Below are 13697 nucleotides of genomic sequence, written 5' to 3'. Positions count from 1 at the left end.
ACGGCATCGGTGTGCTGCGCGATCTCGCGCTGCAAGGCGTCGATGCCTTTACTGGTCGAGGTCGGATTTTGTGCCGGGACGAGTGCCGCTTCCGGGCGCGTCGCGCATGGCGGCATCCGCTATCTCGAAAATGGCGAGTTCCGGTTGGTGCGCGAAGCTCTGCATGAACGCAACCGTCTGCTTGTCAACGCGCCGCACTGCGTCGAACCGCTGCCGATCACCATGCCCGCCTACAGTTGGATGAAAGGCTTCTTCCACGCCGCGAGTCAATTCCTGCGGCTGAAAAGCCGCCCCGGCGACCGCGGCGCGGTCGTGCTGAAGATCGGCATGGCGCTGTATGACGCCTATTCCGGCAAGGGCGCGCTGCCGCTGCACCGCTTCGTCAGCCGCAAGCAGGCGCTCGCCGAACGCCCCGGCCTCAACCCGAAGATCAAGTGCATCGCCGTGTACTACGACGCCAAAATTCTGTACCCGGAACGCCTGTGCCTCGAACTGATTCCTCGATGCCGAACGCTCGTCACCGGGGGCGCGCGCTGAATTATGTGTCAGTCGCCAGCGCGCACGGCGATACGGTCACGCTGCGCGACGAACTGACGGGCGCAACGATTGAGGTCAAACCGCAGATCGTGGTCAACGCGACTGGGGCGTGGATCGATCTGGCGAACAGCGCCATGCACCGCGAAAGTCATTTGATCGGCGGGACGAAGGGATCGCACCTCGTGGTCGATCACCCGGAACTGCATAAGCTGTGTCAGGGGCACATGCTGTTTTACGTCAACACGGACGCACGGATCTGCATTTTCTATCCGCTCGGTCACCGGGTGCTGATCGGCACGACCGATATTCCTGCCGATGATCCCGACTCGGTGATCTGCACCGAGGACGAGACCGACTATCTGCTCAAGTCGGTGCAGCACGTCTTCCCCGATCTCCAGTTGGATCGGTCGCAGATCGTCTACACCTTTTCCGGCATTCGTCCGCTGCCGCGCAGCGACGCGCTCACCACGGGGCAGATCAGCCGTGATCACAGCGATACGATTTTGCCGCCGGGCGACGGTCTGAACTTTGCGATACACAATCTGGTCGGCGGCAAATGGACGACTTACCGCGCGTTTGCTGAGCAGGTGACGGATCGACTGTTGGGGGAACTCGGCCAGCAGCGTGTTGCGGATACACGGTCGCTGCCCGTCGGCGGGGGGCGCGACTTCCCGACGACCGAGAGCGCCCGTGCGGCGTGGTTCAAGCAGGTGACGCGGGCGACTGGTCAGCCTGCCGCGCGGCTCACGGAGTTGCTAGAACGTTACGGCACGCGCGCCGATGAGATCGCGATTTTCTGCGGCATCGACGCCGATGCACCGCTGCAAAATCACAGCGGATATACGTACCGCGAAATTCTGTTCCTCGCCCAGCACGAGCGCGTCGAACGGCTGGATGACGTGATTTTGCGCCGTACGATGATCGGCATGCTGGGCGAAACGACGATTTCGCTGTTGGAAGAGGTCGCGGCAATTATGGGTGATGCGCGCGGGTGGGCGGCCGAGCAGCGGATGCAGGAAGTTGAGCGTGTCGTCGACCTCATCCGCACGAAGAATAAGATCGATCTGCGGGCGAATCCGCCGCAGTACGTGGGGTAAAGCAACCTCACCCCAGCCCTGTCAGGGGTAGGTTTTTAATGTTTCCCACTGGAACGCGGAGTTCTTTCGCCAAAACCCCTGTAGGGACGAGGCATGCCTCGTCCTGTTTTCCTCTGGATTGGACAAAAAGCCTGTGTTCCGTGAACGCAAAAGTTCGCTTTAGCAAATCGGGTTACGGCCGTGTTGGCACACGAGGACGAGGCATGCCTCGTCCCTACAATTGAAAACCTACCCCTGTCAGCACCCCCAGCCCCTCTCCGAGCGGAGAGGGGAGGCTGCAGCGTTCGCAAACCAAAATGTGTTCTCGTAGGGACGCGCTTCTGCGCGTCCGCTGTTTCCGACCTCACCCCCGGCCCCTCTCCGAGCGGAGAGGGGAGACAGGCAAAGCTCTTAAGTCCCCTCGCCCTTGGGAGAGGGGATTTAGGGGTGAGGTTCAGTCCCGAATACCGCCGCGGCGCGGATGAAATCGGCGCGCAGATGCTGCGACAGGTCGCGGTACAGGGCGTAAATGTCGCTGTAGCGGGCGTGACGCTGTATGTTCGGTTCGAAAACGCGTTCAATGCGCACGGTGTCGCGTACCATTGAGGCGAGATCGGGGATCAGCCCTGCGCCGAGCGCGACGAGCAGCGCAGCGCCGAAGGGCGCGCCCCCTGCGGCCTGTGGCAGCGCGACCGGGACGCCGAGCACATCCGCTTTGATCTGACACCACAGCGCACTTTTCGCCCCACCGCCCACCGAACGCAGTTCATGTAGTTCTGCACCGGCTGCACGCGCCGTCTCGACGTTGTGGCGCAGGGCGAAGCTCGTGCCTTCAAGGATCGCGCGGATGAGCGCGGCGCGGGGCGTGGCCAGCGTCAGGCCGAAGAACACACCGCGCGCTTCGGTCAGCCACAACGGCGACCGTTCGCCGAGCAGATAGGGCAGGAAGACCACGCCGCCGCTCCCCGGCGCGACCACTTCAGCCTGTTCTGTCAGTAGATCGAAGACGTCCCGATCCGGACGTGAGGCTGCGGCCACTTCTTCCGACCCCAACGTATCGCGAAACCACTTGAGCGCTGCGCCGCTGGCGACGGCCGCGCCGATCAGCAGGTGTTGACCGGGGACGACGTGCGGAATCGAAATCAGCGCCGGATCGGTGATGCCTTGAGCGTTCGGCATGAGCAGCACCGTCGAGGTGCCCGTCATCTCCGCCGCCGTGCCCGGCGCAATTGCGCCTGCTTCGAGCGCCGCCGCCGTCCCGTCAATCGATCCGGTCATGACCCATGTGCCGGGGCGCAGTCCGGTTGCAAGTGCGGCGGTCGCCGTGACTTCCCCGATGATCTGATGCCCCGCCGAGATCGGCGGGAACTGCGCCGGGTCGAGGCCGCACAGCGCCAGTAGATCCCGCGACCAGATGCCTGTCGCGCGGTCTTGCAGACCCATCAGCGCGGCGTGCGCCGGATCGAGACTGGAGACGCCCGTCAGGCGGTAGGCGATGTAGCCGTTCACCTGTAGGAACTGATGCGTCCGTGCAAGCAAATGGGCTTCGTGCTGCTGGAACCAGCGGAATTTGGCGGCGAGGAAGAAGCTGTCCGCGCGGTTGCCCGTCACCGCGAATATCGTCTCCGCGCCGAGCGCTTGCTTGAGCTGCTCGACCTGCGCGTCAGCGCGGCGATCCATCCAGATCAGCGCAGGGCGCAGCGGCTGACCGTTTCGATCCAGCGGCAGCAGCGTGGGCGCTTGCGAACTGATCGCGAGGCCGATCATGCGGTCGGCGGCGTCGGGGACGGCGGTCAGCGCCTGCCGGATGGCGCGGCACACGGCCTGCCACCAATCCTCCGGTGATTGTTCCGCGGCGTTGAGGAACGGCGTCGCCAGCGGGTAATCGGCTTGACCAATGGCCTGCAAACGACCATCCAGCGTGAACAGGACCGCTTTGGCGGCGGTCGTGCCGACATCAATGCCCAGCAGCAGGTCGCGCATTGGATTTCCCCCGGATGGTCAGTGTGATGGTGGAGTATAGCGAAAGAGCCGAATACGGCGTGTAACATCAGAATGCTAGGACGGGACTCAATTGAGATAGTAAGCTGAGCTAATACAGCGCATTCACTATAAAATCAAGATCAGTGGTCATCATACACTTCAGTGGATCCAAACATGTCGAATCGTACCATCCTACAATTCACAAGTACTTTGTCTGTGCCGTTCTGGCCTTCGTGTTTGTGTTTTTGGCACGTTTCTGTGGGAAACCAATTCTACCTGACTCTCCCGTCTCCCTCTGTCGCAAACTGGGGAGTAGCGCTGCCGTCGTACGCCGAAATCGGTTGCGCGATCTTCTCTTGGTTCTGTTAGCATTTGGCGTCGCAAAGGTCATTGATTTACTGTTAGCCTGACTGATGATGTGCGATGTCGCAGCATTTCAGCAAGTGCGCAAGAAGCAGTTGAAACAAAGGCGAAGCAAGAAGATCCCCATTCCCTAGGTGCGACCGCGTGGAAACCTAAGTTTCGCGGCTTTCGGGTGAACAGTGCTGGGCGTATCCCGAAGTATGATCCGCTTGACCAATTATTCCGAGACAAGTACGACGGCAGCTAGGTAAGTTGCGAATAATCCCTGAGCCGTCTATAACATCTCGAATTGATGGTCAACTGGAGCACACAAGTATGTCTGATGAACACGTTCGCGCGCAGTTGGTCAACCTGCTGACGGTGCGACAGGCGCACATGTCGCTGGAAGATGCCGTCAAAGGCTTCCCGCTGGAGCACATTAACGCCAAACCGCCGGGCGTCGAGTACACGTTCTGGCACCTGCTGGAGCATTTGCGCATCGCCCAGTGGGACATCCTCGACTACATCCGCAACCCGCAGTACAAGGCGATCGCGTGGCCGCGTGATTACTGGCCCGCGCCGGATGCGATTACCGAAGCGGGCGGCTGGTTGCAGACAATCGAGCAGTTTCTGGCGGATCGGGCGGCGCTGGTGACGATGGTGCGCGACCCGCAAACCGACCTGTCCGCGCCGATCCCCCATGGCGAAGATGGGCACACGATTTTGCGCGAAATCCTCCTCGTCGCGGATCACAATGCCTATCACATTGGTGAATTTGGCATTCTGCGTCAGGTCATGGGGTTGTGGTAAAGATCGACCCCACCCCGTCCCCTTTCCAATCGGAGACTTGAGGGGAAGACTAGTTTCAGGATGACTGTACGAAATGCGTTGTCGTTAGGGAGCGATTCCTCCCCTCCATTGTGTTGCTGACTTCAACTCCTCCCCCTCTCCGAAAAGAGGAGAGGGGGAGTTGCGCGCAGCGAAACGGGGTGAGGTCTACCGCGTGATCACTGTGACCGCCAGCGGCAGGTGATCGGACGCTTGGGTCTGCGGGATGACAAAATCGGCAAAGCTGAGTTCGGCTGTGGCGTAGATGTAGTCGATGCGCTCATACGGATCGGCAGAGCTGAAGGTGAGGGCCGTCGGATCGCCCGCGACATCCTGCGCGCTGGTCAAGCCCGCCGCCGCGAACATGGCCGTGTCGGCGTCTTCAGGATGCGCGTTCATATCGCCGCTGATCAGCGTGTAGGGGGCGTTGTTCCAGTTGGCGAGCAGCGCTTCGACCTGCGGGATGCGCGATTCAGTGGTCGCATAGGCGGACAGGTGCGTGTTGATCACGTTGAGTGTGCGCCCCTCGCCGAGATCGAGCGTCGCGCGGATCAAAGCGCGACCGAGGGGGCACATCCCCTTGAGCGGCAGACGCTCCCACGACCAGTCGACGATCGGCAGGCGGGACAGGATCATGTTGCCGAACTGGTAGTCGTGCCCCGGCGCATAGACGAACGGCATATTCAGGCGGCGCGACAGCCATTCGGCATTGTCGACGCTCCCGGCGATCAGCCAGCCGCGGCTGATCTCCTGCAGGTTGACGAGCGACGGGTTCTGCGCTTCGATCACCTGTGCCACCGCTTCCAAATCGACCCACCCCCAGTAGCTGATCCCCTGATGGATGTTGTAATTGACCATGCGGAAGCTGTCGGTGTTCTCGGTCGAGGTCGGCAGCGTCGGGCGCGTCACATAGAGCGCCAGCGGCACGATCAACAGGGCGGCGGGCACGGCGAGCAAGCGCCAGTTGGGGATTTGCTGGTCGAGGGGACAGCCGGAGTAAACGCGGCCAGCAGCATGGCGATCCCGGCGACGGGCGGCAGCAGCGTATAAGTGAACGGCAGCGTGATCAAGCCGCTGATGTAATAGAGGATGGTCAGCAGGGCGAAGAGTAGGCTGCCGAGGCTGACGGCGGTCGTCGTGCGGCTGATGCCAGCGCGCGGCGCGGTGTTGGTCAGCCCGCCGAGCATGGACGGGAGCAGGCCGAGGGCGATCCCCTGTCCGACGATCACCAGTACGACGACGAGCAAACCGCTCATGATGGGCAGCAGCGCCGCCGCAACCGTGAGGATCAGTACGCCGATCACGCGGACGATGACGGACTGCGCCGGGAACCAGTCGAGCATCCACAGGCCGAGCGCGTTCCCGATCAGCACGACGACGAGGCCGACTTCCAGCGAGGCCAAGCCGGAGGAAGTCACGAAGGCCATGTTTTGCAGGAACAGCAGTTCCAACATAAAGAATGCGCCGAGCGCGATCAACGGGCGCACTGCGCCGAACGACGGTTCTTGATCCGGGTGCGCTTCACCGCGGAGCTGCCACAGCGCGACCAATGCCAAACCGCTGACGACGAGCGCGGTGATCAGCGGGACGATGCCCGGCTGCCACACGTAATCCCACGTGAGGAACGCGCCATGCACAGCGATTTCGAGGATCAAGCCGAGTACGATGCCCTGCGCGAAGACTTTGCGGCGCGCGGCGTCGGTCGAACTGAGCCAATGCTGCGCCGCGACGAGCCCGATCAGCGCGAGGACGATAGCGAGACCCGCGAAAATCATGTTGGCGTTGATATCCCGCGAGATCTGCATGATCAGGCGGACGATGGCGAGGCCACCTACGCCGACGAGCAGTAGCTTGCGCGGGCTGGTCAACCGGGCGAGCAGCAGCACGAGGAACGGCGACAGAAAGACGAACAACGCGGGGACGGCGGCGAGCGTCTGCCCGAAGCGTTCGCCAAAGGCGTAGACCAGTGTGTTGACGAACACGCGCACGACCTGCACCCCCATGAGGATGCTCAGAGCCACTAAGATCAGCAACCATAGATTTTTTCGCATCAAGTTTTTTCCTAAAGGTGAGCCGCAAAGACGCGCCGATTGTACATCGGTGCGGGGAACTTATGCACGAACGCGAACGTTTTGCCTGCCGCGCCACTATATAGAGTGTGAGTACTCACTGGTCGGGAGGGCGTATGAATGACCTGCAAGCGATCCTTCGCCTCAAGTTCGGCGACATTGGTGGTTTAGACGCCCTTGTAGCCCGGTATCAGGTGCGCGCCCTGCGCACCGCATTTCTGATCACGCAGGACGCTGCGCTGGCTCAGGATGTGGTGCAGGATGCGTTTCTCAGCGCCTATCGCGCGATTCAGAGTTTTCAACTTGGCCGACCGTTCGCGCCGTGGTTCATGCGGATCGTCGTCAACGGCGCGATCCAGACGGCGCGGCGCGGACAGCACTATACCGCGCTGGATACTGATGAGGACGACGATCTCGATCTGAGCGCAGGGATCAGCGCGGTGTCGCTGGAACAGACCGTCGAAGCGGCGCAGACCGAGGCGGCGATCTGGGCGGCACTCGCCGATCTCACGCCGGAACGCCGCGCGGTGATCGTGCTGCGCTACTACCTTGAACTCAGCGAAAACGAGATGGCCGCCCACCTCGCCATTCCCATCGGCACCGTGAAATCGCGCCTCCACGCCGCGAAACGCCAGTTACGCGACCGCCTCACTCCGGAGTATAGGACAAATCAAGATGGACGATGAGCGCCTGAAACACGTTCTAACACGACGATCCGAACAGGAGATACCCGCAACTATGGATTTGCGCACGAATATCCGCCAACAACTGCCCGCCAGCGCACCGCGTCGCCCAGTGACGAAGCGTCCACTGCTCGTGGTCGCGCTCGTACTGATGACCACGACCGCCGCCTACGCGCTCTACCAGAGCGTCATCCAGCCCGACCCCGGCATCCAAGCCGTGCAGATGGAGAACCGCGTTATTCAGGTGGATCAGACCCAGACAATCAGTCCGCCCACTGAGGGCGACCCGAGTGTCGCGGTGACACTGGATTATGCGTATGCCGACGCCAACCGCATCACTGTGGCGTTTAGCGCTGCCGCCCAGCCCGCCGAGGGTGAAATCGACCTGTTCATCAACCCCCTGCTGACGGACAGCAGCGGGCGCTCGTTTAGGTGGCTGACGAGCAGCGGCCAGCAGGCGCGCGATGTGGCGAATTCGACGGTGAGCGGCATCATGAGCTTTGACGCCTCGCCGATCACGGATGCGCCCGCCGAATTAGCGCTGAGTCTCCGCCTCGATGTGGCCTACACGACCGCCGACCTGCGCGCGGAGAACCCGAACGCGATGCTCATGTCGGGCGGCACAGAGTTCAGCTTCACACTGCCGTTCAATCCGGGGCGGACGGTCGCTATCGGGCAGACCGTCACAGCGGGCGATCTCGCCATCGAAGCGCGGCAGGCGGTGATCGCGCCGTCGCTCACCCGCATTGACGTGTGCTATGACCCGACGCGTTTTGCCAGCGGCGAATGGCTGGCGTGGGCGGCGACCGTGTCGCTGACGGTCAACGACGCGCTGGTACTCGATCACCAGACCGCCAACGTCGAAGGTTTCGCCGAACCGACCGCCGCGTGCCGCGCCTTCACGCTGCCCGCGGATCTCGACACGCAGGCTGGGGCGTGGACGCTCACCGTGCATGACCTGCACAACACCTCAACCAACGACATCGTGCCGGGCGACTGGGCATATACGTTCAACGTCGAGTAGCTGAGTCGCCCCTGCCCCGTTTCCGAAACGAGGAGAGGCGAGCCAGCAAAACGCTTCATAGGGACGCGCAACTGCGCGTCCGTTGCGCCTCTCATTCGGCGGACGCCCCGTTGGGCTTGTCCGCAAAGCAAACGGCCCACCCCACCCCCGACCCCTCCCCGAATTCGGGGAGGGGAGCCAGCAAAAGCCTCTTTTCTGCCCTCTCCCCGCTTGCGTGGGAGAGGGCAGGGAGTGAGGGGCGAACTCGAATTACTCTTTCTGATCCGTTGAGAATCGTGAATCATTTGCGGACGCCCCGTTGGGCGTCCCTACAATTCCCTCGATTGTTAAATCTGTGCCTCCGTCAACCGAATTCACGGGAGGGGTGACAGACGACGCACCGTTCCTCCCCTCTCCCCCGGCGAGTTGCTTTAGGGGTAAGGTGAGATCCTGCTGCTCGTCCCTATGTGTTTTCGACTTACGGTAGTTTTGTCCCGCACGCGTCGTCAATGGTTAGAGCATGCTATACTGCCCGGCGCATTGGAACAGGGGTGATTGCTCGCGTACATGGTAGCACCCATAGGACACACCACAATGATCCGTAGAACCCCATACCTGCTGATTCTCGGCATTTGCTTATTGGCGGGCGGCTTGGCGCTGTTGAGCAGCAGCGCGTTCCCAGCGCTCGCCCAAGACGCAACGCCCACACCTTTACCCCCCTATGCCTCAATCCTCGCGACGCTCGCCGCCCGCGAGGCCTCCCCGGATAGCACCGCGGAACCCGCTGCGACCGCGGCTTACGCCACCGCCGCCGATTCCTACTGCTTGCTGTGCCACCGCCAGGCGAATCAAGTGTGGGTGTTGGCCAGCGGCGAAACGCTCGATGTTACGCTGGATGTGAACGTGATCATCAATTCGGTGCACGGCGAGGCGAACACGATGGCCGCGCTCGCCTGCGCGGACTGCCACCCGAACTGGCGTTATCCGCATCGCTCGTTCACCGTGCGCAATCTGCGTGAGTTCCGTGAGGAACGCTACGCCGTGTGTCAGGATTGCCATGAGGTGCAGTACGAGCGCATGCTCACGAGCGCGCATGGCGAACTGCTCGCGGATGGGCACGTCGAGAACCGTGACATGCGCCGACTGCCACGGTGGGCATGATGTTCAGTCGCCGAATGAGCCGCGCGCCCGCGTCACGCAGATTTGCGGAAGCTGTCATGCGGATATCTTCAATGAACATACGCACGCCGTGCACAGCCTCACGCCGACCGGGGAGGGGGACGATCTGGTCTGCACGGATTGTCATGGGGTGCACGATATCGGCGCGCCCAACACGCCCACTTACCGCAACCGCTCGCCGGGGTTGTGCGTGGACTGCCACGTCGACGGGTATATCGTCGGCAAGCCAGAGCGCCCCCCCCCCCCCCCCCCACCCCCCACCCTCTCCCCGCAAGCGCGGGGAGGGGGGGTGCCGGCTACTTCCTGAATTGGACGCGGGGCCGGGGTGGGGTCAGATTGCCTTTGCCGAGCTGGGTTTTTGCTGATTCAACGTACTTCAAACCCTTGAGGAGATTGCAAGTGATGTGCTCGTAGCGTTTGAGATCCGCGCGAAGGGCGGTCAGCTTGCCTATGAGCGCGTTGATGTCGCCGTCGATGAACTGGAGTTCGCTGGTCAACTGCGCGATCTGACGCAGGTGGGCGCTCTCAGTCTGCACCGCCTCTGGCTGCGCCACCCGATCGGCGCGGACGCGGGTCATTGACGACCGTTGATCGGCATAGTAACGCCGCACTTGATCGGCGCTCGCCCACGCGGGCGACTCACCGGAGGCAGAGAGCAGCGCGCGTTCCAGTGCTACGCGCCAGCGCACGAGCTGTTCCCAGTCGTGATCGGGAGCGGCTTTGCGGAAGCCGCTCAGCATGTACTTGGCTTGCGCTTCGTTGGCGGGGCGCACATCCGCCGCCGTCAGTACGCCGACCTGCGCCAGCAGTTCGACATGCGCGCGGGTGAACCCGGTGATCTGCTCGGCGTCGATAGGTTGGCGCGTGAGCTGGTCCTCTACCAGCCCCAAACGCCGCTCAAAGGCTTTGACCTCGGCCTCTTCCTGTGGATAGGTCGATTGAATGGCGTTGGTCATCTGCTCGACAGCGAAGCTGAGCGCGGCGCACTCGTCGGCGTGCTGGCGGCGCGCCTCGGCGAGGCTGTCCTGTGTGCGCGTACAACGCGCTTTTGCCAGAAGCAGTTGATCGTTGAGCGCCTTTCACGCTGTTCCAGCGTCGATTTGTCGCGCACCACGTCGAAATTGGGTAGCTCTGCATGAGGCGCATGGCGGTGTAATCGCGAAACAGCATCGGAAAGTAACGCAGCACCGACCGTTCGAATTCGGCGCGAATACGCTGGACTTCGGCGTCGACCTGCAGCGAGTCGAAGTCCACGACCGGGCGTTCGAGGTGATCCGACCACCATGCCGACGGTTTGGTCGGGGCGCTCAGCGGCGTGAGCGGCACGACGACATCGGGCGTGGGCGGCGGGGTGAGCGCGGTTTTCAACCGTGAACTGACGCGCGTCGTCCACGGCGTCACGACGACGGGCTCGAGCGGCGGCACGTCGAGATACGACGTGGTATGCGCAAGCTGTCCCATGCGCTGCCCGATCTGGCGCACGCGCGGATCGACATGGTCGCGCAGGACGTGGAGCGTCGTGGAGTTTTCCGGTGACTGGTAATCGGTATCGCGGAAGAGCAGGTTTTCTTCGCCTGCGCCCGTTTTGCGCCACAGCGACGGATCGCTGGCGAGGGCTTGCAGCGACAGCCCGATCACATGCGCGGAGAAGTTGTCGACGTTCTGGTAATTGCTGGCGGTCAGGCCGCGATTGGATTAGCGCGACGGGTGCTGGTAGTGGCGATGGCCGATTTCGCCGGAGGGCAATTCAATCGCACCGGGGACGAGCATGCCGTCATAGTCGAGCAGCTTGATCGCTTCGCCCGCGCCGACGACGATGTTGCCATGCTGGAAGTCGCCGTGCACCATGCGCCCGCCGCAGCACCCCGCACAGATCAAACCACTGTTCCGCCAGCCGCGCCAGCGTCGCCGGTTCGTCGAGATGATCTTCGATGTAGGTGTCGAGGCGGGTCTCAGTTGCCCACTGCATTTTGAGGATGGGATACCACTTCCCGCGCACGCGGATACCTTCTTCGAGGTAGACGAAGGGCACGATGCACGCGAGCGGGTTCTGTTGTAAATGCGCGGAGATCGCCGCATAGCGCTGCTGCTGAGTCGTCACTTCGCGCAGGAAGCAGCGCACCGCCCAGCGCTGACCGCCGCCCGTCACTTCGAACACGGTGGCGAAGTTGCCGGAGATGGGCGCGGGAGGCCGAGCTTGTTGGTGCTCACCTGCGTCTTGACGAGATCCGCGTCCTTAAAGGCCGCCCGCGGATTTTGCAGCGCTTCGGCGTATTCGTTTAGTTAGGCCAAGCCGCCACGGTCTGCTGCTCCGGCGCTCGGGCAAATTCTGACCAGGGTCACATCGTCATTGCGACAGAGTTTTTCGGCGCGTACCGCTTCGATCAAGCGCGCGAACCCGGCCTGATCGAGTTCCGGGTCGGTGAGCCGCTTGCGAAAGGCCGGATGCGCGATGAAGAAATGGGCGAGCGCGTCGGTCATGAGCAGGAAGAGATCGCCATCCGCCCACGTGCCGCGCTTGAGCGTCGCCTTGACCGTTCCGAAAGCGTCGGCGTGCGTGGAGAGCAGCGCCGGGTGATTGTTGAACTGCTCGGCGTGGGCATACGGGAAGCCGTAGAGCCAGCGGCGCGGGCGGATGTAGAACAGGCAGCTATCGCCAGATGCTGACGGCGCTCCAGCGGCCATTGGCGCGAATCTGCAGCCGAGCAGCGACGAGTACGCGCCCGATTTGAGCTTCTCTTCCGCGTACCACGGCAGCGGCTTGGCACGTGTTTTCTCAGCAATCGCCGCGTGCCATTGATCGGCGAGCTGCCCCACGCTGGTTGCATCGAGCCGCCGCAGCCCCTTGCCGACATAGGCGTCAACCAAAAGCTGCGCCCATAAGCCCGAAAACGACGTTTCAGTCGCGCCATCGGCGACCGCGCATAGAAATTCGGCAGGGGAATCCTCGGTGAGGCAGGGTGGGGAAAGGCGTCTTCATACCTCTTCCCGGCTGCCCTGCTTCGGTAACCAGAAGGCCGAATAGCGAATGTGCATGGCTAACGCAGATTGCTCGGGCGCGTGCCAATATCGAGGAAGCGGATCACCGAGACGATATCCGCGTTGAACACGAACCCGCGCCGAATTGTCGGCGACCGAGTAGCCTTCGGCGCGCCGCGGTGCGGATGTGCTCGGGTAGTTCGCTCGACATTTGGAACAACTGCTTGGCGTACTGATCCGGCAGTTCGAGATCGCTGTGCGGGAATTCGATGGGCAGGCCGCCGACTGAGGACAGATGCACGTTGAACAGCAGCACGCTGCCGTCCGAACTTTTCAGTTCGCGCAAGGCCGACGCTGCCGCGAGCGGGCTGCCATCCGATGACCTGCCGTCGGTGACATTGATGACGATGGGCGGAACGAATCGGATGTTCGCCGAGCCAACTCCCGACGATGCGCTGCGCCTCTTTGAGCGCCTGCACCATCGGCGTGCCGCCGTTGAAATCGGGCTGAACCAGATGGGAAGCGCACCTTCTGGTCGATGATGCCGCCCGCGCCGTCATCCACCTTCTTGACGCGCTCCTCGATGCGCTGCGGGGCGTCGGCAATCGCGCTGATCGGGCGAAATCTTTCTCCGCCAGCGACCCGCTGAGGAGCGAACCGACTTTCGCGCCGTAGCCCAATACGCCCACATGGTAGTAGTCGCGCACGCCTTCCGACTTCGCGCACTTGATCGTCAGGTTGTACAGGAGGTTGTTGATCGCATCCGCGACCTTCTGGTCTTTCTTGCCACCGCCGCCGCCGAACTTATCCGCCATCGAGCCGGATTGGTCGAGCAGGAAGAGGAACATGCTCGGGTTGCTGCGGCTGATCTCTGCTTGATACGCCATCGCTGTGCGCCCTTTTCTGAATTTCTGAACAACGCAAATCAAAGGGTAGTGTGCTCACTCCATTTTACAATACGTGGAATTTGGGGTTTGTTGCAGGTTACGCTTTCATCAGTGAAAAATATTAGATACAA

The 13697-nt window shown here is 62.2% G+C and carries 16 protein-coding genes; 7 read left to right on the top strand and 9 right to left on the bottom strand.

Annotated features, from left to right (window positions below):
* The first annotated feature begins 42 nt into the window (after positions 1-42).
* Both IPK17_RS39570 and IPK17_RS39565 read left to right on the top strand, forming a co-directional pair.
* Entirely contained in the window at positions 43-537 is a 495-nt protein-coding gene (locus IPK17_RS39570) for an FAD-dependent oxidoreductase (protein WP_343423272.1), read from the top strand.
* Positions 504-1634: a glycerol-3-phosphate dehydrogenase/oxidase gene (locus IPK17_RS39565; RefSeq protein WP_343423271.1), complete on the top strand. Its 1131-nt coding sequence runs from the start codon at positions 504-506 to the stop codon at positions 1632-1634. The genes IPK17_RS39570 and IPK17_RS39565 overlap by 34 nt, the downstream gene beginning before the upstream one ends.
* Positions 1635-2054: 420 nt before the next feature.
* On the opposite strand, the gene IPK17_RS39560 is transcribed toward IPK17_RS39565, so the two are convergent.
* On the bottom strand, positions 2055-3596 hold the full coding sequence (locus IPK17_RS39560; protein WP_343423270.1) for a xylulokinase: 1542 nt from the start codon (positions 3594-3596) through the stop codon (positions 2055-2057).
* Between the two features lie 678 nt (positions 3597-4274).
* On the opposite strand from IPK17_RS39560, the gene IPK17_RS39555 reads away from it, so the two are divergent.
* The gene (locus IPK17_RS39555) at positions 4275-4748 is read left to right on the top strand and encodes a DinB family protein (RefSeq protein WP_343423269.1); all 474 of its coding nucleotides are present in this window, start codon (positions 4275-4277) and stop codon (positions 4746-4748) included.
* A 186-nt stretch (positions 4749-4934) separates the two neighbouring features.
* On the opposite strand, the gene IPK17_RS39550 is transcribed toward IPK17_RS39555, so the two are convergent.
* Complete coding sequence (locus tag IPK17_RS39550; protein ID WP_343423268.1) at positions 4935-5714, bottom strand: endonuclease/exonuclease/phosphatase family protein; 780 nt, start codon at positions 5712-5714, stop codon at positions 4935-4937.
* A complete protein-coding gene (locus tag IPK17_RS39545) occupies positions 5696-6817 on the bottom strand; it encodes a hypothetical protein (protein WP_343423267.1) in 1122 nt (373 codons plus the stop codon). The genes IPK17_RS39550 and IPK17_RS39545 overlap by 19 nt, the downstream gene beginning before the upstream one ends.
* Before the next feature lie 134 nt (positions 6818-6951).
* Between IPK17_RS39545 and IPK17_RS39540 the strand changes: the two genes are divergently transcribed.
* The 4 genes from IPK17_RS39540 to IPK17_RS40945 all read left to right on the top strand — a co-directional run bounded on the left by IPK17_RS39540 (position 6952) and on the right by IPK17_RS40945 (position 10007).
* Complete coding sequence (locus IPK17_RS39540) at positions 6952-7521, top strand: RNA polymerase sigma factor (protein WP_343423266.1); 570 nt, start codon at positions 6952-6954, stop codon at positions 7519-7521.
* 52 nt (positions 7522-7573) lie between these two features.
* The gene (locus IPK17_RS39535; RefSeq protein WP_343423265.1) at positions 7574-8542 is read left to right on the top strand and encodes a hypothetical protein; all 969 of its coding nucleotides are present in this window, start codon (positions 7574-7576) and stop codon (positions 8540-8542) included.
* Positions 8543-9115: 573 nt separating this feature from the next.
* On the top strand, positions 9116-9682 hold the full coding sequence (locus IPK17_RS39530; protein ID WP_343423264.1) for a hypothetical protein: 567 nt from the start codon (positions 9116-9118) through the stop codon (positions 9680-9682).
* A complete protein-coding gene (locus IPK17_RS40945) occupies positions 9579-10007 on the top strand; it encodes a cytochrome c3 family protein (RefSeq protein ID WP_350341693.1) in 429 nt (142 codons plus the stop codon). The genes IPK17_RS39530 and IPK17_RS40945 overlap by 104 nt, the downstream gene beginning before the upstream one ends.
* Here IPK17_RS40945 and IPK17_RS39525 read toward each other — a convergent pair.
* From IPK17_RS39525 to IPK17_RS39500, 6 genes are all read right to left on the bottom strand, one after another.
* A complete protein-coding gene (locus tag IPK17_RS39525) occupies positions 9997-10656 on the bottom strand; it encodes a hypothetical protein (RefSeq protein ID WP_343423263.1) in 660 nt (219 codons plus the stop codon). The genes IPK17_RS40945 and IPK17_RS39525 overlap by 11 nt on opposite strands.
* Entirely contained in the window at positions 10598-11338 is a 741-nt protein-coding gene (locus tag IPK17_RS39520) for a hypothetical protein (protein WP_343423262.1), read from the bottom strand. Before IPK17_RS39520 ends, IPK17_RS39525 begins: the two co-directional genes overlap by 59 nt.
* Positions 11339-11395: 57 nt before the next feature.
* Entirely contained in the window at positions 11396-11548 is a 153-nt protein-coding gene (locus IPK17_RS39515; protein ID WP_343423261.1) for a hypothetical protein, read from the bottom strand.
* Entirely contained in the window at positions 11475-11858 is a 384-nt protein-coding gene (locus IPK17_RS39510; protein WP_343423260.1) for a hypothetical protein, read from the bottom strand. Before IPK17_RS39510 ends, IPK17_RS39515 begins: the two co-directional genes overlap by 74 nt.
* A 125-nt stretch (positions 11859-11983) precedes the next feature.
* Complete coding sequence (locus IPK17_RS39505) at positions 11984-12568, bottom strand: hypothetical protein (RefSeq protein ID WP_343423259.1); 585 nt, start codon at positions 12566-12568, stop codon at positions 11984-11986.
* 170 nt (positions 12569-12738) lie between these two features.
* Positions 12739-13566, bottom strand: a complete 828-nt coding sequence (locus IPK17_RS39500) for a VWA domain-containing protein (protein WP_343423258.1) — start codon at positions 13564-13566, stop codon at positions 12739-12741.
* Positions 13567-13697 lie beyond the last annotated feature (131 nt).

Source organism: Candidatus Flexifilum breve (assembly GCF_016713355.1).
This window is presented reverse-complemented; position numbering and strand designations above follow the sequence as displayed.

What these genes read in the sequence shown, in the direction of transcription:
- IPK17_RS39570 (WP_343423272.1), top strand. Translation starts at nt 43, where the DNA reads ATGCCTTTACTGGTCGAGGTCGGATTTTGTGCCGGGACGAGTGCCGCT.
- IPK17_RS39565 (WP_343423271.1), top strand. Translation starts at nt 504, where the DNA reads ATGCCGAACGCTCGTCACCGGGGGCGCGCGCTGAATTATGTGTCAGTC.
- IPK17_RS39560 (WP_343423270.1), bottom strand. Translation starts at nt 3,596, where the DNA reads ATGCGCGACCTGCTGCTGGGCATTGATGTCGGCACGACCGCCGCCAAA.
- IPK17_RS39555 (WP_343423269.1), top strand. Translation starts at nt 4,275, where the DNA reads ATGTCTGATGAACACGTTCGCGCGCAGTTGGTCAACCTGCTGACGGTG.
- IPK17_RS39545 (WP_343423267.1), bottom strand. Translation starts at nt 6,817, where the DNA reads ATGCGAAAAAATCTATGGTTGCTGATCTTAGTGGCTCTGAGCATCCTC.
- IPK17_RS39540 (WP_343423266.1), top strand. Translation starts at nt 6,952, where the DNA reads ATGAATGACCTGCAAGCGATCCTTCGCCTCAAGTTCGGCGACATTGGT.
- IPK17_RS39535 (WP_343423265.1), top strand. Translation starts at nt 7,574, where the DNA reads ATGGATTTGCGCACGAATATCCGCCAACAACTGCCCGCCAGCGCACCG.
- IPK17_RS39530 (WP_343423264.1), top strand. Translation starts at nt 9,116, where the DNA reads ATGATCCGTAGAACCCCATACCTGCTGATTCTCGGCATTTGCTTATTG.
- IPK17_RS40945 (WP_350341693.1), top strand. Translation starts at nt 9,579, where the DNA reads ATGAGGTGCAGTACGAGCGCATGCTCACGAGCGCGCATGGCGAACTGC.
- IPK17_RS39525 (WP_343423263.1), bottom strand. Translation starts at nt 10,656, where the DNA reads ATGACCAACGCCATTCAATCGACCTATCCACAGGAAGAGGCCGAGGTC.
- IPK17_RS39515 (WP_343423261.1), bottom strand. Translation starts at nt 11,548, where the DNA reads ATGGTGCACGGCGACTTCCAGCATGGCAACATCGTCGTCGGCGCGGGC.
- IPK17_RS39500 (WP_343423258.1), bottom strand. Translation starts at nt 13,566, where the DNA reads ATGGCGTATCAAGCAGAGATCAGCCGCAGCAACCCGAGCATGTTCCTC.